18 protein-coding genes are annotated in these 16,404 nt (G+C 48.6%); 15 read left to right on the top strand and 3 right to left on the bottom strand.

Annotated elements, in window-relative coordinates; all coding sequences use genetic code 11:
• The first annotated feature begins 3 nt into the window (after positions 1–3).
• The 3 genes from WCN91_RS00980 to WCN91_RS00970 are packed head-to-tail and all read left to right on the top strand — an operon-like array spanning position 4 to position 2,367.
• Positions 4–1,449: a coiled-coil domain-containing protein gene (locus WCN91_RS00980; protein WP_342675565.1), complete on the top strand. Its 1,446-nt coding sequence runs from the start codon at positions 4–6 to the stop codon at positions 1,447–1,449.
• A 14-nt stretch (positions 1,450–1,463) separates the two neighbouring features.
• Positions 1,464–1,790 carry a putative signal transducing protein gene (locus tag WCN91_RS00975; protein ID WP_342675564.1) on the top strand — a complete coding sequence of 109 codons (327 nt, stop codon included), beginning with the start codon at positions 1,464–1,466 and terminating at the stop codon, positions 1,788–1,790.
• On the top strand, positions 1,777–2,367 hold the full coding sequence (locus WCN91_RS00970; RefSeq protein WP_342675563.1) for a YjaG family protein: 591 nt from the start codon (positions 1,777–1,779) through the stop codon (positions 2,365–2,367). Before WCN91_RS00975 ends, WCN91_RS00970 begins: the two co-directional genes overlap by 14 nt.
• A gap of 25 nt (positions 2,368–2,392) precedes the next feature.
• Here WCN91_RS00970 and rsmD read toward each other — a convergent pair whose 3' ends face one another.
• A complete protein-coding gene (gene rsmD, locus WCN91_RS00965; protein WP_342675840.1) occupies positions 2,393–3,004 on the bottom strand; it encodes a 16S rRNA (guanine(966)-N(2))-methyltransferase RsmD in 612 nt (203 codons plus the stop codon).
• Positions 3,005–3,182: 178 nt separating this feature from the next.
• Between rsmD and ftsY the strand changes: the two genes are divergently transcribed.
• From ftsY to rpoH, 4 genes are all read left to right on the top strand, one after another.
• A complete protein-coding gene (gene ftsY, locus WCN91_RS00960) occupies positions 3,183–5,072 on the top strand; it encodes a signal recognition particle-docking protein FtsY (RefSeq protein WP_342675562.1) in 1,890 nt (629 codons plus the stop codon).
• Between the two features lie 42 nt (positions 5,073–5,114).
• A complete protein-coding gene (gene ftsE, locus WCN91_RS00955; protein ID WP_342675561.1) occupies positions 5,115–5,795 on the top strand; it encodes a cell division ATP-binding protein FtsE in 681 nt (226 codons plus the stop codon).
• Complete coding sequence (gene ftsX, locus WCN91_RS00950) at positions 5,792–6,778, top strand: permease-like cell division protein FtsX (RefSeq protein WP_342675560.1); 987 nt, start codon at positions 5,792–5,794, stop codon at positions 6,776–6,778. Before ftsE ends, ftsX begins: the two co-directional genes overlap by 4 nt.
• 769 nt (positions 6,779–7,547) lie before the next feature.
• A complete protein-coding gene (rpoH, locus tag WCN91_RS00945; RefSeq protein WP_342675559.1) occupies positions 7,548–8,411 on the top strand; it encodes an RNA polymerase sigma factor RpoH in 864 nt (287 codons plus the stop codon).
• Between the two features lie 74 nt (positions 8,412–8,485).
• Here the strand turns inward: rpoH and ispB are convergent, their stop codons facing one another.
• On the bottom strand, positions 8,486–9,457 hold the full coding sequence (gene ispB / locus WCN91_RS00940; RefSeq protein ID WP_342675558.1) for an octaprenyl diphosphate synthase: 972 nt from the start codon (positions 9,455–9,457) through the stop codon (positions 8,486–8,488).
• Positions 9,458–9,800: 343 nt separating this feature from the next.
• On the opposite strand from ispB, the gene rplU reads away from it, so the two are divergent.
• From rplU to WCN91_RS00900, 8 genes are all read left to right on the top strand, one after another.
• A complete protein-coding gene (rplU, locus tag WCN91_RS00935; RefSeq protein WP_105199571.1) occupies positions 9,801–10,112 on the top strand; it encodes a 50S ribosomal protein L21 in 312 nt (103 codons plus the stop codon).
• Between the two features lie 17 nt (positions 10,113–10,129).
• Positions 10,130–10,387, top strand: coding sequence for a 50S ribosomal protein L27 (rpmA, locus tag WCN91_RS00930; RefSeq protein ID WP_105199572.1), 258 nt, complete (start codon positions 10,130–10,132; stop codon positions 10,385–10,387).
• A 163-nt stretch (positions 10,388–10,550) separates the two neighbouring features.
• Positions 10,551–11,723, top strand: a complete 1,173-nt coding sequence (cgtA, locus tag WCN91_RS00925; RefSeq protein WP_342675557.1) for an Obg family GTPase CgtA — start codon at positions 10,551–10,553, stop codon at positions 11,721–11,723.
• Between the two features lie 65 nt (positions 11,724–11,788).
• Entirely contained in the window at positions 11,789–12,268 is a 480-nt protein-coding gene (gene folA / locus WCN91_RS00920; protein ID WP_425415998.1) for a type 3 dihydrofolate reductase, read from the top strand.
• A gap of 78 nt (positions 12,269–12,346) precedes the next feature.
• Positions 12,347–12,721 (top strand): DUF3718 domain-containing protein, encoded by a 375-nt coding sequence (locus WCN91_RS00915; protein ID WP_342675555.1) that lies wholly within the window; start codon positions 12,347–12,349, stop codon positions 12,719–12,721.
• Between the two features lie 153 nt (positions 12,722–12,874).
• Positions 12,875–13,504 (top strand): uracil phosphoribosyltransferase, encoded by a 630-nt coding sequence (gene upp / locus WCN91_RS00910; protein WP_342675554.1) that lies wholly within the window; start codon positions 12,875–12,877, stop codon positions 13,502–13,504.
• Positions 13,504–14,754, top strand: a complete 1,251-nt coding sequence (locus WCN91_RS00905) for a uracil-xanthine permease family protein (protein ID WP_342675553.1) — start codon at positions 13,504–13,506, stop codon at positions 14,752–14,754. Before upp ends, WCN91_RS00905 begins: the two co-directional genes overlap by 1 nt.
• Before the next feature lie 119 nt (positions 14,755–14,873).
• Positions 14,874–15,434: a phosphoribosyltransferase gene (locus WCN91_RS00900; RefSeq protein ID WP_342675552.1), complete on the top strand. Its 561-nt coding sequence runs from the start codon at positions 14,874–14,876 to the stop codon at positions 15,432–15,434.
• Between the two features lie 59 nt (positions 15,435–15,493).
• Here the strand turns inward: WCN91_RS00900 and WCN91_RS00895 are convergent, their stop codons facing one another.
• On the bottom strand, positions 15,494–16,144 hold the full coding sequence (locus WCN91_RS00895; RefSeq protein ID WP_342675551.1) for a Crp/Fnr family transcriptional regulator: 651 nt from the start codon (positions 16,142–16,144) through the stop codon (positions 15,494–15,496).
• Positions 16,145–16,404: the final 260 nt, after the last annotated feature.

Raw genomic sequence — 16,404 nt, 5'->3', positions numbered from 1 at the left:
AACATGGCTATCAACAATGGTAAGCCTCAACAACAAGAGGCGCCAGATAAATTGGCACAGGAGTTCGCACTGCGCTGTGCAGATTTATTTAACGTTGAGCCGGAGCAATTAAATAACGCCCTGGCTGAATCATCAGACAATCAACAAGTGCACCAATTCGCCGCACAACTAAGTCAACAATTGAGTATTGCGCTGGTTGCCGCACAACTAGGTAATAAGGCTAACGCCGGTGACGCCGAGCAGCTTGAAGAAGCACGCGGTGAGCTAGCAGCTTTAAAAGAGCGCTATGCAAAGCAGAATCGTCAATTACTAGAAGCTCAACAAGAAAATGCCCAGTATGCCGATGAGCATGTACAGCTAAAACAAAAACAACATGAGCTGGCGGCGCTAAAACACAGGTTAACAGAGCTTGAAAGTGACCACTTTAATTCTCAAGGCGAGCGTGAAGAGTTGCTTGGCGCGGTTGCCACTTTAAGAGAACAAAAAGCGGCTTTTGAAAAAGATAATCAGACATTAAAACAAGCGCTAGAAAGCCAGCGTCAAAGTAATATCGCTTGGCAAGAAAAGCTTAAGGAAATGGCCGAGCAACATCAAGGTAGTGAACAAGCAGCACAGCAGCTTGTTGAATTGCAAAAAGAAAATGAAGCCATCTCCGAGCAGCTTGCTCATTACGAACAACTGGTTAGCCGTCAAAATCAGCAGCTTTCGGATTTGTCCGAGCAGTTGAATGAATCGGCCGAAGAGGGTGAAACTCAGCAGGCCATGGTACAGCGCTTAAAGAATTTGGGTGAAGAGCTACGCAATGAGCTTAATGCCGAGCAGCAGCAATTAGCGGAGCAAAAAGCGGCCAATGAGCAGCTTGCTCAGCAATTAGCTCAGTTCCAGGCGCAGCAGCAACAAACTCAGCAGCAATATGAGCAAGCGCAGCAAGAAATTGCCAGTCTTAGTGAGCAACTAGCTGGCATAGATGCATTGCAGCAACAGTTACAAGAGCAAGAGCAGCAGCATGAGCAAATGTTAAAAGATCAAGCTAAGCAACAGCACAGCTTATTGAAGCAAGAGCAAGAGCAGTGGCAGCAACAACATGCCGAGTTGCAGCAGCGTGTAGCCGAGCTTGAGCAGCAAAATCAAGCACTTGATGATGAGAAAAATGCCATTAGTGCTGAGCTCGAACAGGTGCAAGATCGCAGTGCACAGGAAAACCATGAAATTGAGCAGCTAAAAATTCAGGTGGAAAATCTGGGTTCCCGTCATCGCGATGAGCAGCAGCGTAATGAAAGTCTGCGCTCGCGCATCGACAATGATTCGAAACAAGCGCGTCAGGCATTTGACAGCTTACGCTCAGAACATCTTGAACTAAAAGATGAACTTGAGCAGGCGCAAGAAAAAATGATGGAATATAAACTCAAGTTCGATTATGCCCAGAAGCAGCTGCAAAGCGATGCCTAAATCGGCTCGCGCCAATGAGCTTTAAATGGGTACTGGCCTTTGACGCTGAACACAGCGTCGAGGCCAATATAGTCAAAGGCATGTTAGAGCATGCCGGCATTCAATGCCTGCTTAAAGGTGAAGCCCTGCAAGGGGCGCTCGGCGAGATCCCCTTCGCCGAAACCAGCGTCAGTGTCTGGGTATACGATATAAAACTGCCCGCAGCCCAAGAAATCTTGCTAGAATACCGCCAATCAAAAACATCAGCAGCGAAATGGCAGTGTCAGTTCTGTCAGCAGTGGAATCCCGCTAGTTTCGATTTGTGCTGGTCCTGTATGAAAGATAAAAATGAAAAAGCCTAATAACTTTCAGCGTATTCGTGAGTTGAATACGGTGCAAAAGGCAGCCCTGGCGGCGGCCTTGTTAGAACGCATGTTGCCAAATTATACGCTTTTTAGTGAGGCCCTTGAGTTTGGTGAGCCCGAGGTTTTGCGCAATGCTTTGGCCTTATGCTGGGAAAAAATCCTGCTGCCTAAGAGTAAGATCAGCATAGAAAAACTAATTGAAAAGGTAGAGCCGAATGTGCCCGAGGTAAATGACTTCGATGTGTTTGGTGTATACCCGGCCATAGATGCCGCAACCGCCTTGCTAACCTTGTTACAGGGCTTGCAAAGTAAAGACGAGCACGAGTATGTGAGCGTGTGTAAGATAGCTCAGGGAACCGTTGCCCGCCTTATCGAATATCAGTTTGAACTCGATGAGCAGCCTTACAGTGCGCAGGATGTGAATCAGCATCCCTTGATGGAATATGAAATCGAGGTGCTAGGCGAGTTAATCGACTTTGTTGCCGCCATGCCTCGATTGGATAAAGACAGTGCCAAGGCGCTACGCCAATTGGCCATTGCCGATGGCCAGACCAATATTGGCGTAGAGATATAATTCTTTGTGGCGGGCTTAGCTGACGCTAGGCCTGCGTTACTCTTTGGTAAAGTCGGCACCAAACCTGTCCGGCTTGCTTTTCCTTTAGCAACTGCCAGTTGGCAGGAGCGCAAAAGTCCTGATTATCACTTTCCACTTCGACATAAATAAGTGCCTGATCGCTGAGCCAATTTTGTTCCTCCAGGGCAGCGCAACATGGCGTGCTTAGATTGCAGTGGAAGGGCGGGTCAACAAATACAAGATCGAACTGACTGCTGGCCGGGCGCTGTAAAAACGCCATGGCATCGCCGCGTACTATCTCGACATTAGCTAGTTTCAGCAATTGGGCATTTTCTTGTAGTTGTTTTGCCGCCTTGGCATCGAGTTCAAGCAAGGTAGCATCACAGGCAAAGCGTGATAGCGCTTCAAAGCTCAGGCTTCCGGCCCCGGCAAAGCAGTCCAGCACATGAGCATCACGCACATCCATCATTAACCAGTTGAAAATGGTTTCTTTTAGACGATCTGTTGTAGGTCTTAGGCCGATAACGTCATGAACCGGTAGCTTTCGCCCTCTATGCTGACCACCGATAATACGGATTTGTCCGGCACCAGAGTGGTTTTTAGGGCTGTTTCTTACCGTTTTTCGTCGGCCGATCATGCTTTTACTCACTTATGCTTTTTCCATATGCTGGGAAAATGATAATATAACGCGCAATTATAAATAATATTTGTCGCTAGCAACAGCGGCGCGAGTTTGGGCGGTCGATATCGGCGGGGGAATACCTGCGTTTTCAGATCCATGGCCCACTTTAATATTGAGTGTACGGTTTCAGATTATGGCTAAAAAAAGTAAGTTTCTGTCTTGGTTCGGTTTAGGTAAAAAAGATAAGCAAGAGCAACAGGAACAGGAGCTAGAGCAACAGCGTCTAGCCGCAGAGCGTGCCGAACAGGAAGCACGCGAAAAAGCAGAGCAAGAACGCTTAGCGGCGGAAGAAGAAGCCCGCGTACAAGCCGAGCAAGAACGCTTAGCAGCGGAAGAAGCAGCCCGCGCACAAGCCGAGCAAGAACGTTTAGCGGCAGAGCAAGCAGCTCGCGAACAAGTAGAGCAAGAACGTTTAGCGGCAGAGCAAGCAGCTCGCGAACAAGCCGAGCAAGAACGTCTAGCAGCAGAGCAAGCTGCCCGCGAACAAGCCGAGCAGGAACGTTTAGCGGCAGAGCAAGCAGCTCGCGAACAAGCCGAGCAAGAACGTCTAGCAGCAGAGCAAGCTGCCCGCGAACAAGCCGAGCAGGAACGTTTAGCGGCAGAGCAAGCAGCCCGCGAAAAAGCTGAGCAAGAACGCCTAGCAGCAGAGCAAGCTGCCCGCGAACAAGCAGAGCAAGAGCGTTTAGCGGCGGAACAAGCAGCCCGTGAACAAGCTGAGCAGGAACGTCTAGCTTCGGAACAAGCAGCTCGCGAACAAGCTGAGCAGGAGCGCCTAGCAGCGGAGCAAGCTGCCCGCGAACAGGCTGAGCAGGAACGCCTAGCAGCAGAGCAAGCAGCTCGCGAACAAGCTGAGCAAGAACGCCTAGCGGCGGAAGAAGCAGCCCGCGAACAAGCCGAGCAAGAACGCCAGGCAGCGGAAGAAGCAGCCCGCGAAAAGGCTGAGCAGGAACGCCTAGCAGCAGAGCAGGCAGCCCGCGAACAGGCTGAGCAGGAACGTTTAGCAGCGGAAGAAGCAGCCCGCGAACAAGCTGAGCAGGAGCGCTTAGCGGCAGAACAAGCGGAAAAAGAAGCCGCAGAGCAAGCGGCTAAAGAGCCGAAAAAGGCAGGTTTCTTCTCGCGTCTTAAAAAGGGCTTATTAAAAACCAAGTCGAATATCGGCTCTGGCTTTGCATCCCTGTTCGCCGGCAAGAAAATTGACGATGAGCTATTTGAAGAGCTGGAAACTCAGCTGCTTACCGCGGATGTGGGTGTGGATACCACGGTTAAGCTGATTGATAACCTGACCGATGCCGCCGACCGTAAACAGCTTAAAGACGGTGACGCCCTGTATGAATTATTGAAGCAGGAAATGGCCGATATGCTGGCCAGCGCCGAACAACCTCTAGATATAGATAAGAAAGACGGCCCCTTTGTGATCCTTATGGTGGGCGTCAATGGCGTGGGGAAAACCACCACCATAGGCAAGTTGGCAAAACAGTATCAGCAACAAGGTAAATCCGTGATGCTGGCCGCCGGTGATACCTTCCGTGCCGCCGCCGTTGAGCAGTTGCAGGTGTGGGGCGAGCGCAATGAAATTCCCGTTATTGCCCAGCACACGGGTGCCGACAGTGCCTCTGTGGTTTTCGATGCCTTCCAGGCCGCTAAGGCCCGTAATATTGATGTGCTTATCGCCGATACCGCCGGACGTTTGCAGAATAAAGATAACTTGATGCAAGAGCTGGAAAAAATTGCTCGTGTAATGAAGAAAATCGATGCCGATGCACCTCATGAAGTGATGTTGACCATAGATGCGGGTACGGGCCAAAATGCCATCAGTCAGGTGAAGCTATTTGACCAGGCGGTGGGCCTAACCGGTATTACGCTGACCAAGCTTGACGGCACCGCCAAGGGTGGGGTGATCTTCGCCATTGCCGATCAGTTTAAAACACCGATTCGTTATATAGGTGTGGGCGAGGGCATCGACGACCTTCGCACCTTTAATAGTAATGACTTTATCGAGGCACTTTTTAGCGGTGAGCAATAACAGCTAGCGCTCGCGGCTAGTACAAATTGGGACACAATAATAATGATAAAATTCCAAGATGTGAGTAAAACCTATCCCGGCGGCCACCTAGCCCTTGAAAAGGTAAGCTTTCATATAAAGAAGGGAGAGCTTGCCTTTTTAACCGGCCACAGTGGTGCCGGTAAGAGTACATTACTAAAGCTGATCAGCCTGATGGAGCGCCCTTCGGTGGGCAGTGTGGCCATTAACGGCGTCGACTTGAGCGCCATTAAGCAAGGCCAAATTCCCTATGTGCGCCGGGATATCGGCATTATTTTCCAGAATCATCGCTTATTAGACAGATATTCAGTCTTTGATAACGTCGCCTTGCCGCTGGTTATCGAAGGTGCGCACCGCAAACAAATTGAAAAGCGGGTGTCCGCGGCGCTGGAAAAAGTAGGCTTGGGGGATAAGGCCCGGTGTAATCCTCAGACCTTATCAGGTGGTGAGCAGCAGCGCGTGGGCATTGCCCGCGCCATCGTGAATTCACCGCCCATCTTGCTGGCCGATGAGCCAACCGGTAACCTGGATCCGGAACTCTCCATGGAAATCCTTAAACTCTTTGAAGACTTTAATCGACACGGCACTTCTGTGCTTATCGCCACCCATGATCTCGGTCTTATCGCGCGCATGAAGTACCGCAGCCTAACGCTGAAAAACGGCCGCCTGCTTAACGATCCCCTGGCGCCGGAGGCAATATCATGAGTTTATTGTTTAAGGGTCGCACAACAGAGTATCAGCGTAAGGGTCATTCCTTTTTTACCCGTTGGTATTTTGGCCTCTTTAATACTATACGTCAGGGCGTGCAAAGCCTGGGTGAAATGTGGCGCACACCGACTGCATCCATGATGACCATTTTAGTGCTTGGTCTAAGTCTGACTTTGCCTTCCACCCTATACCTGGTGGTTAAAAATGTGCAGAAGGTCAGCAGTGGTTTTGACAATGCCGCGGAAATTTCCCTGTTTGTAAAACAGGAAATGTCGGCGCAGCAGGTGCAAACCCTGGTAAAGCGCCTCGCCCTGTTTAGCGAGGTGGAAGAGGTGCGCTATATCAGTAAAACCCAGGCTCTGGAAGAATTTAAACAGGTCTCGGGTTTTGCCAATGCCCTGGATTATCTCGATGCCAACCCGCTTCCCGATGTGGTCTTGGTAACCCCCACCGAGCGTCATCGCCAGCCGCAGGCGGCAAAAGCCCTGCTACATAAGTTGCAGCAGGAGCGCGAGGTCGACTTTGGTAAGCTGGACATAGAATGGTTGGAAAGACTCAATGCCATTTTAAACCTGCTCAAGGAAAGTGTGATCACCATAGCCGTGTTGTTGTTGACTTCGGTGCTCTTGATCATAGGCAACACCATTCGCCTGTCTATTATGGATAAACGCAGTGAAATTCAGGTGATGAAGCTGGTTGGTGCGACTAACGGCTTCATTCAGGCGCCCTTTTTATGGACCGGCATCTGGTATGGTGTGGTTGGTGGCTTTGTTGCGCTGATCTGTAACCTGCTAATGATGTGGTGGCTGGAGTCGGCAGTGGCACAGGTAACCGGTATCTACCAATCCAGCTTTATATTGCAAGGACTTAGCGCCGATGAGTTCATTACCCTTATTGGCCTGGCCGTGATACTTGGCTTTAGTGGCTCTTACCTGTCTGTGCGTCGCTATATTAAAGAAATCGAACCGGATAAGGTGTAATCTTTGTCGCTGTAGGCCGGGGTTTGCCGCCATGGATGGCGGTAGTAGAACAATGCAGGAGCATATTGTCGAAAACCCCGACAAAGATGCAAATTCATGCCGCAAATACATGCCTCATTGTCGGCCTAAAAGGCCGACCTACAAATTAAGCTCTTGTCGTGGTGACGACGGCACCTTAGGGGTGGTTTACGCCAACCACCCCTAAGAACCCCAAGGCGCCCGTGATTCGCTAATGCTTGCGAACTCAGATTTTTGTTAAACGTTTCGTTTAGCTTTCAACACGGTTTAACGAGTCGTCCTGACTCGATAAACCTAACTCGATATCCCTATCTCGTTGTTTCAAGCACACTGCACAACAAAAGCTGATTTCTACAGCGCGAATCTAAACGGGATAAGGGCTGATAACTCAACGTTCTTTTGTATTCCAGCTTTTTCTGTAGAAGTGTATACAGGATTCCATCCGACAAAGATGCAGATTCACCCCGCAAATACACACCCTAATGTCGACCTACAAATGCAGGAGCATATTACCTACAAGTTCACACGCAGTGTGCTACATTTTTCTCCTTAGAACTTACGCTGTTATCAAATTGTCATATTTCAAAGTCGTTAAAATTGAATTTTTTACCAATAAAAACATATGGTTAAGTGTTGTTTTTCGATCTTTAAGAACTTCTTGATATGCACGTGGTCAAAGGTTACAATGCTTTAGCACTCTAACTTAAAGAGTGCTAAATTAGATGAGGGTTCTATCATCGGAGGTGAATAAATGAGCACAAATTTAAATGTACTTGCATTACCGGTAAGCCAACAAAGCGCGAGCATCGAAGGATATTTGCAGGCTGTTAGCACCATACCCATGCTCGAGGCCGAGGAAGAACGCCGTTTGGCAAGTAAGCTTCAGGATGAGGGTGACTTAAGTGCAGCTAAGCAGTTGATCATGTCGCATCTGCGTTTTGTGGCTCATATTGCTAAAGGTTACAGCGGCTATGGTTTGCCACAGGCAGATCTGATCCAAGAAGGTAATATCGGTCTGATGAAGGCGGTAAAACGTTTCGACCCAACGGTCGGCGTGCGCTTGGTATCATTTGCTGTGCATTGGATCAAGGCCGAAATTCACGAATATGTATTAAAGAACTGGCGTATTGTTAAGGTGGCAACCACTAAGGCACAGCGCAAATTGTTCTTTAACCTACGTAAGAATAAAAAACGTCTTGGTTGGTTCAACCAGGAGGAAATAACCACGGTTGCTAACGAGTTGGGTGTAAGTGAAAAAGAAGTCCGTGAGATGGAGTCGCGTATGAGCGGCCAGGATATGGGCTTTGATCTTACCAATGATGAAGACGATAACAGCGTTAGCCAAACCTACTCGCCAGTTCAGTACCTGACTGACAATAGCTCAGATTTAGCCGAGTCGGTGGAGCAGGAGCAGTGGCAAGAGCAATCGCATAGCCGACTTTTCTCGGCGCTAAAAACGCTGGATGAGCGTTCACAAGATATAGTGTCATCGCGTTGGTTAGCGGATGAAAAGGCAACCTTGCAAGAGCTGGCTGACAAGTATCAGGTATCTGCTGAGCGTGTTCGTCAGCTTGAGAAAAGCGCGATGAAAAAGCTACAAAACGTTATGGCATAATACCTAGCCGCCGTAGCTACAAAAATGAAAAAGGCCAGCATTGCTGGCCTTTTGCGTTGTTAATCCCGCAACTCTTAGTGATCCCGTTTAACGGCGATATTGGCAAGTGCTACCAGGGCGTCTTTAAAGGCGCTGGCGGGTAAAAACTCAAGTGCGGCAATGGCCTTATCCGCTTCTTGCTGAGCACGCTCCATGGTGAATTCCAGAGCTTGAGTTTGTGCCAAGGTGGCAAGAATATCGTCAAGGTACTCCAGACCGTTGCCTTGCTCTATAGCGGTACGAATTTGCTCAACCTGAGCTGGCTCGGCTTTAGACATGGCATAGATAAGGGGCAGTGTAGGTTTACCTTCAGCAAGATCGTCACCTATGTTTTTACCTAGCGTTTCGGCATCGGCGCTGTAATCCAGCACATCGTCTACCAATTGGAAAGCCGTGCCCAGGTGCATACCATACAGGCGCATGGCTTCTTCAACCTGAGAGTCCTGCTCTGTAATCACTGCGGCTAACTGAGTTGCAGCCTCGAACAGCTTGGCTGTTTTCGAGTAGATCACCTGCATATAGCTCGTTTCTGTGGTATCCGGGTCGTTGCAGTTCATTAGCTGCAATACTTCCCCTTCAGCGATGACGTTGGTGGCATCGGCGAGGATATCCATGATCCGCATCTGGCCCAGGCCAACCATTAGCTGGAATGAGCGGGTATAGATAAAGTCACCCACTAACACACTGGCGGCATTGCCAAACTCAGCATTGGCCGTCGGCTCACCACGGCGCAGGGCCGACTCATCGACCACGTCGTCATGCAATAGGGTTGCGGTGTGAATAAACTCCACTATGGTTGCTAAGGTGATGTGCTTATCACCCTGATAGCCCAGTGCGCGCGCCGCTAACAAAGCCAGCATGGGTCTGACTCGCTTGCCACCGCTGTTGACTATATAGAGGCCAAGTTGATTGACCAGAGCAACATCTGATTGCATCTGCGCATATATTAACTGGTTGACGCTGTTCATATCGTCAGCGATAAGCGTCTGGATAGCCTTTATATCCATTTAACTCCGTGCCACATCTTTTGTCAGGGGAAATGCGCGATGAATTGTACATTAATTTTAGCTTCAGCTCGACACTTTCCCCATAAAGGGAGGTTTTTCTTGGCTTAGTAGCAAAAAAATGACTAAAGGCAAATTAATTGCTTAAAAAGTGCCTAATACGCTTGGCAAGCGAGCAAAAAAGGATAAAATAGGGAAAATTTTTTTCATGTCCTCATCGGCGCCATTTTTTCAAATAATTTATTGAAAAAGACGCTTGTCAATAAGGGTGTTTTAGCGTAGACTTCGCGCCCTATTGAAGAATATTTAGTTGCGTCGATTTGAGGGCGCACAGACGGAGTTAATTATGTACGCGGTTTTCCAAAGTGGTGGTAAACAGCACCGTGTGACTGAAGGTCAAACGATTCGTCTAGAGAAGCTAGACGTTGAAACTGGTGCAGCAGTTGAATTTGACACAGTACTTTTAGTTGCTAATGGTGAGAAAATCGAGATCGGTACCCCGTTCGTAAACGGTGGTAAAGTTACAGCTGAGGTTGTTTCTCACGGTCGTGGCGAGAAAGTGAAGATTGTTAAATTTAGACGTCGTAAGCATTCTCGTAAGCAGATGGGCCACCGTCAGTGGTTCACTGAAGTTAAAATCACTGGCATTAGCGCTTAATTTAGAGGTACAGAAAGATGGCACATAAGAAGGCAGCTGGTAGTACTCGTAACGGTCGTGATTCAGAAAGCAAACGCCTAGGTGTTAAGCGTTTCGGTGGTGAATCTGTACTAGCGGGTAACATCATTGTTCGTCAACGTGGTACTAAGTTCCACGCTGGCTCAAACGTAGGTATGGGTAAAGACCACACTCTATTTGCAACTGCAAATGGTAAAGTTCAGTTTGAACAAAAAGGTCCTTTAGGCCGTAAATACGTGAGCATCGTAGCTGAATAATCAGTTTACAGACTTACTGAAAAACCCCGCTCTTGCGGGGTTTTTTGTTTTCAATTGCAAATAAGACTAGGTTCTTTTATCTAAGCCTATTGTTAATGAGCATTAATCAAAAGCAATTGATATAATAGAAACATTCAATCGCAGATCCGCTAAGTGAAAAATCATGAAATTTGTTGATGAAGTCGAAATCCGCGCAGAAGCTGGCGACGGCGGCAGTGGCGTAGTCTCCTTTCGCCGCGAAAAATACGTACCCGATGGCGGCCCGGATGGCGGCGATGGCGGTGACGGCGGCAGTGTCTACCTTGAGGCCGATGATAACCTCAATACCCTGATCGACTACCAATTCGAGCGCTTCCATCGCGCCGAACGTGGTACCAATGGTCAAAGCCGTAACTGTACCGGTAAGAAGGGCGCGGATCTTATCTTAAAAGTGCCAGTGGGTACCCGAGTAACCGACGTTGATACCGAAGAATCTTTAGGCGATCTAACCAAGCATGGGCAGAAGTTGATCGTCGCCAAGGGCGGTTTCCACGGCTTAGGCAATAGCCGCTTTAAGTCCAGCACCAACCGTGCGCCGCGTCAGAAGACTTTAGGCACACCGGGTGAAGTGCGTAACCTTAAGCTAGAGCTTATGCTACTTGCCGATGTGGGCTTGTTAGGCCTGCCCAATGCCGGTAAGTCGACCTTTATTCGCAGCGTGTCGGCGGCCAAACCTAAGGTTGCTGATTATCCGTTTACTACCTTGGTGCCAAACTTAGGTGTGGTGCGTCCGGCTTCAGGTCAATCATTTGTAATTGCCGATATCCCGGGTCTTATCGAAGGCGCATCCGACGGTGCCGGTCTGGGTATTCGCTTCTTAAAGCATCTGGAACGTTGTCGTGTGTTGTTGCACGTTATCGATGTGCTGCCAATTGATGGTTCTGATCCGGTTGATAATGCCTTTGCCATTATCAATGAACTGCATCAGTACAGCCCGAAACTGGCCGATAAACCACGTTGGTTGGTCTTCAATAAGATAGATCTGCTACCGGAAGATGAAGTTGAAGAAACTTGCGCCCGTATCGCCGAAGAAATGGGTGTTGAGCAGGATATCTATAAAATCAGTGCCGCGAGTAAATTAAATACGCAGGAGCTGTGTCAGGATATCATGCAGTTGCTTGAGTCTATGCCCAAAGACAAGTTCGAGCAGCAACAACAAGAGCAAGAAGAAGTCGAGTTTAAGTGGGATACTTATCACCGTCATGCCACTAAAAATAAAGCGAACGACAATGACGATGATGATTGGGACGATTGGGATGACGACGACTATGATGTCGAGGTTATCTACGAACGTTAATTGATTATCTTAAGGGCGCTTGCGCCCTTTTTTTATGAGTAAAGGAATCAGTAGTGAAAATCTCCATGATAGCGGCGATGGCCCATAATAGGGTGATAGGTAAAGACAATGATATGCCCTGGCATTTACCCGCCGATTTAAAACATTTTAAGCAAGTTACTCTAGGTAAGCCTGTGATCATGGGTCGTAAAACCCTGGAGTCCATAGGTCGAGCCTTGCCTGGGCGCCGAAATATAGTGATAAGCCGCAATGGTGACTATCAATTTGCCGGCGCCGAAACGGCAACTTCGGTTGAGCAGGCGCTAAGCCTAGTAGAAGGGGTTGAAGAGGTGATGATTATCGGCGGGGGTAATATCTACAGCCAATGTTTACCCCTATGCCATACCCTGTATTTAACCTTTATTGATTTGGATGTCCCCGGCGACACTTGCTTTCCGGACTATGAAGCCGTGGGCCCTTGGCACTGTATAGAACGTGAACAGCATGGCCAGGATGAGACGAATCCACATAATTATGAGTTCGTCACACTTAGTAAAGAAGTGTGAGCTGTTTGCTAAATACTACCCCGATTGGTAAACTATTTGTCTACTTTGTAATAAAAAAGTATTAAAAGGGTGCAATTAATGAAATTAATAACTGGGGTAATCGCAACGGCCATATTGGCCGGCTCGGCGTTTTATACGGCGCCAGCCAGTGCCAATGAACGACTCGCCGTAACCATCTGCGAATACATTGCCGCCAATGATAAAAACCGCCTGCGCAAAACCTTGCGTAGCGCACGTATTAAGCTTCGTGATGTTAGCGACAGCGTGCAATGTAATGGTAATAACCTGGTACGTCATGCCGTAGCGAGTCAGGCGGTGGATACCGGCGAATACATCATCAAGAGCCTGCCTAAGAGTGCACTTGAAGATGGCGCCGACCTTAACTGGGCAACAAGCAATGGCTATGGGGATTCGCCGCTTATTGCCGTGTTAAAAGAACGCGCGGGTTTATAATACCGATAGAATTATTGCTATTGATGCAAAATTCGCTAAAAAACAAAAAACCACGGTTCTTACCGTGGTTTTTTTGTTTTTGCTTTTAAATCTAATTCAGTTCAGGCCCTATACTGGTTAAAATAGCGCAAATTTATCCAACTAGGTCTTTCTATGGCAATTCACGTAATTGATCACCCTTTAGTACAACACAAACTTGGTTTAATGCGTCAGCAAGGCATTAGTACTAAGAGCTTTCGCGAGCTGGCTTCGGAAGTAGGTACGCTACTTACCTATGAAGCAACGAAAACACTTGAGCTGGCGGACACCGCAATCACAGGTTGGCAGGGAAATGAGCTAACCGTTAAAAGTATTAAAGGGAAGAAGATTACCGTAGTGCCAATTTTACGTGCTGGTCTGGGGATGCTTGACGGAGTTATGCACTTGATCCCAGGCGCCAAGGTCAGTGTGGTCGGTCTTGAGCGTAATGAAGAAACGCTTGAGCCAGTACCGTATTTTGAAAAACTGGTTGGCAATATCGATGAGCGCTTAAGCCTGGTTATCGATCCTATGCTGGCCACCGGTGGCTCTATGATAGCGACCCTGGATATGCTTAAAAAAGCAGGCTGTACTCAGATCAAGGTGATTGTATTGGTAGCAGCGCCGGAAGGCATAGACAAAACCCTGGCAGCGCACCCGGATGTGGATATTTACACTGCGTCACTGGATAGCCATCTAAATGAAAAAGGATACATAGTGCCAGGATTGGGCGATGCCGGCGATAAGATCTTCGGTACCGTTTAATGAGTGCATTTCTCTCCCCTAAAACCATACTCACCGGCGCGCAAATGCTATTTGTCGCCTTTGGTGCCTTGGTTTTAGTGCCCTTGTTAACCGGGCTGGATGCCAATGTTGCGCTCTTTACCGCCGGACTTGGCACCTTGGCATTTCAATGGATCACCCGGGGTCAGGTGCCTGTGTTTCTGGCCTCATCCTTTGCCTTTATCGCTCCCATTATTGCCTGTAATCAGCTCTATGGCAGTGCCGCTACCATGGGCGCGCTGATGGCCGCCGGTGGCGCTTATATGCTACTGGCGCTGATGGTGCGCTTAAAAGGCACGGATATGCTGCATAAGGTGTTGCCGCCTGTGGTGGTAGGCCCTGTGATCATGGTGATAGGTCTGGCTTTGGCGCCGGTGGCGGTAAATATGGCCATGGGGAAAAGTGGCGATGGCACGGCACAGCTGGTTGCCTATCATGATGCGGTGTGGATCTCCATGTCGGCGCTTGTTGCTACCTTGGTCGTTTCCGTATTCGGTGGTGGTATTTGGCGCTTGGTGCCTATTCTCGCAGGGGTTTTGACCGGATACCTGTGTGCCCTGGCATTTGGCGTGGTCGACTTTAGCGCGATACAAGAAGCCAGCTGGCTTGCAGCACCTGCCTTTAGTGCGCCGGAATTTAAGTGGCAGGCTATTGCCTTTATGATCCCGGTCGCCGTGGCGCCAGCTATTGAGCATATTGGTGACATGATGGCCATCAGTAATGTTACCGGTAAGGACTTTTTGAAAAAACCGGGTTTACATCGCACCTTAATGGGCGATGGGGTGGCTACCACCTTGGCAGCAAGTGTTGGCGGACCACCGAATACCACTTATTCGGAAGTGACAGGTGCTGTGATGCTGACGAAAAACTTTAATCCACGAGTGATGACCTGGACCGCCATAATCGCCGTGGTATTGGCTTTTATCGGCAAGATGGGCGCCGGTTTACAGACCATTCCCGTGCCCGTAATGGGCGGCATTATGATCTTGCTGTTCGGCTCCATTGCCGTGGTGGGTCTTAAGACCCTGATGAAGGCGGATTTGGATGTGAGCGCACCGCGCAACCTGGTGATCATCGCCTTGATCTTGGTTTTTGGTATCGGCGGCATGCAGATCGGCGGCAACGAATTTGCCCTGCAAGGGGTAAGCCTCTGTGCCATCTTTGGCATAGTGCTTAACCTGTTGTTACCCGATCATCAGCCAGAAACGGAACAAAATGACGGCCAGGGTTAATCCCCTAGAGCATTTTTTCCATAAATACGTTAGAATCTGCCGCCTTTAGTCTTTCAAGATCATGGTGGCAGAGTGCAATATGCTGGCACTATCGCCATTTAATTATTAGGGGCACTCCTATGTCAGATAAGCGTTATATTACCGCACAACAGTTGCTGGAAGATTCATTCCGCGTTGCAGCACAAGTCTATGAAGATGGCTTTCGACCCGATTTCATCATTGGTATTTGGCGTGGCGGCGCGCCTATAGGTATCGCCGTACAAGAGTATTACGACTTCAAGGGCATAGACACAGATCATATCGCCGTACGTACTTCGTCATACTATGGTATCGGCAAGCAGTCGAAAGAGATCAAGGTACACGGCCTGCATTACATTGTTGAAAATGCCAATGCCGATAACTCCTTGTTGATCGTTGATGATGTATTCGACTCAGGTCGCAGCATCTACGCGCTTAAAGAAAAGCTGGCCGAACTGATGCGTTTAAACCTGCCTAAAGATATCCGCGTTGCTTGTCCTTACTACAAGCCGAAGAATACCAAGGTGCCGATGAAGCCGGATTATTACATCCATGACTCGGACGAGTGGTTGGTGTTCCCGCACGAATTGTCGGGATTGACGCCAGAAGAGTTGCAAGAGGGTAAATCCGACCTTGCCAACATTAAAGACCTGTTTGTGTAATAGACAGGGAAATAAAAAGCAGCCTAGGCTGCTTTTTTATGTTTATATCAAGATCATGCTTAGATAAAGCTGTCGACAAAGGCAGAGAGGGCGGGAATATCGACCGTCTGTAACCCTTCCTTTGAACGCACTATCAAGCCTTTATCTACCAGCTCGGTTACCACTCGGCGATAGGCACGCTCTGTGGTGGCAAAGCGCTCCGCCTCGGCACTCACCGTAGGATAGGCACGCAGCAGGGTAGGGTTAGTATTTTGTGCCCGCATCAGGCAATCTTTGGCGATATTATAGCTTAGGGGCAGCAGCAGTTTATCCAGGTTCACCTTTTGGTTTTCCTGGAATTTGGCGGCAATGGTTTGCGCCGTATAGAGGCTGAGTTGCGGGTTGGCCAACAGCACCTGACGCCAATGTTTCAGTTCAATCAGGTTATAACTGACATCACTAAAACAGGTCACCGTATAAATGCAGGGCTGATTATTTAAGGCTTCGATTTCGCCGATCAAGGTGTTGTTACAATCAAGCTGGCCAAGCAACAGGCGGCGGCCATTACCCACATCATAACTAAAAGACACAGTACCGCTGCGCACCAAGACTAGCTTTTGTAGCGGTTGGTCCTGATGCAGCAAGACTTCTTTTTTCTCCTGCTGGTAATAAGTACCGGCATAATTTAGAAGTTGATCAACGAGATCCGTCGAAAAATGATACTGAAACATTCTTAAAGCCTGCTGGGACAATTGTCCTTTTTGTTACAACCGTATGGCGCTAGTATTAAGGTCTAGCTACTTTTATGTCAATTTGCACATTGAAATCGGGTTTTTCCTTAGCATAACGGTTCCCGTGTTAACAGTCGGTTTATTGCCCGAGTGCAAATTGACCTTTTTATTCTTTGTAGCCGCCCTAGGGTATGTTGACCTTTGTTGTTTGTTTCTGCAGCAGTTTGTAGTGAATTTATACAAGGCGACACATGTGTAGT

It is taken from the genome of Pseudoalteromonas qingdaonensis (genome assembly GCF_038739665.1).
Classification (GTDB): Bacteria; Pseudomonadota; Gammaproteobacteria; order Enterobacterales; family Alteromonadaceae; genus Pseudoalteromonas; species Pseudoalteromonas qingdaonensis.
This window is presented reverse-complemented; position numbering and strand designations above follow the sequence as displayed.

What these genes read in the sequence shown, in the direction of transcription:
- WCN91_RS00980 (WP_342675565.1), top strand. Translation starts at nt 4, where the DNA reads ATGGCTATCAACAATGGTAAGCCTCAACAACAAGAGGCGCCAGATAAA.
- WCN91_RS00975 (WP_342675564.1), top strand. Translation starts at nt 1,464, where the DNA reads ATGAGCTTTAAATGGGTACTGGCCTTTGACGCTGAACACAGCGTCGAG.
- WCN91_RS00970 (WP_342675563.1), top strand. Translation starts at nt 1,777, where the DNA reads ATGAAAAAGCCTAATAACTTTCAGCGTATTCGTGAGTTGAATACGGTG.
- rsmD (WP_342675840.1), bottom strand. Translation starts at nt 3,004, where the DNA reads ATGATCGGCCGACGAAAAACGGTAAGAAACAGCCCTAAAAACCACTCT.
- ftsY (WP_342675562.1), top strand. Translation starts at nt 3,183, where the DNA reads ATGGCTAAAAAAAGTAAGTTTCTGTCTTGGTTCGGTTTAGGTAAAAAA.
- ftsE (WP_342675561.1), top strand. Translation starts at nt 5,115, where the DNA reads ATGATAAAATTCCAAGATGTGAGTAAAACCTATCCCGGCGGCCACCTA.
- ftsX (WP_342675560.1), top strand. Translation starts at nt 5,792, where the DNA reads ATGAGTTTATTGTTTAAGGGTCGCACAACAGAGTATCAGCGTAAGGGT.
- rpoH (WP_342675559.1), top strand. Translation starts at nt 7,548, where the DNA reads ATGAGCACAAATTTAAATGTACTTGCATTACCGGTAAGCCAACAAAGC.
- ispB (WP_342675558.1), bottom strand. Translation starts at nt 9,457, where the DNA reads ATGGATATAAAGGCTATCCAGACGCTTATCGCTGACGATATGAACAGC.
- rplU (WP_105199571.1), top strand. Translation starts at nt 9,801, where the DNA reads ATGTACGCGGTTTTCCAAAGTGGTGGTAAACAGCACCGTGTGACTGAA.
- rpmA (WP_105199572.1), top strand. Translation starts at nt 10,130, where the DNA reads ATGGCACATAAGAAGGCAGCTGGTAGTACTCGTAACGGTCGTGATTCA.
- cgtA (WP_342675557.1), top strand. Translation starts at nt 10,551, where the DNA reads ATGAAATTTGTTGATGAAGTCGAAATCCGCGCAGAAGCTGGCGACGGC.
- folA (WP_425415998.1), top strand. Translation starts at nt 11,789, where the DNA reads ATGATAGCGGCGATGGCCCATAATAGGGTGATAGGTAAAGACAATGAT.
- WCN91_RS00915 (WP_342675555.1), top strand. Translation starts at nt 12,347, where the DNA reads ATGAAATTAATAACTGGGGTAATCGCAACGGCCATATTGGCCGGCTCG.
- upp (WP_342675554.1), top strand. Translation starts at nt 12,875, where the DNA reads ATGGCAATTCACGTAATTGATCACCCTTTAGTACAACACAAACTTGGT.
- WCN91_RS00905 (WP_342675553.1), top strand. Translation starts at nt 13,504, where the DNA reads ATGAGTGCATTTCTCTCCCCTAAAACCATACTCACCGGCGCGCAAATG.
- WCN91_RS00900 (WP_342675552.1), top strand. Translation starts at nt 14,874, where the DNA reads ATGTCAGATAAGCGTTATATTACCGCACAACAGTTGCTGGAAGATTCA.
- WCN91_RS00895 (WP_342675551.1), bottom strand. Translation starts at nt 16,144, where the DNA reads ATGTTTCAGTATCATTTTTCGACGGATCTCGTTGATCAACTTCTAAAT.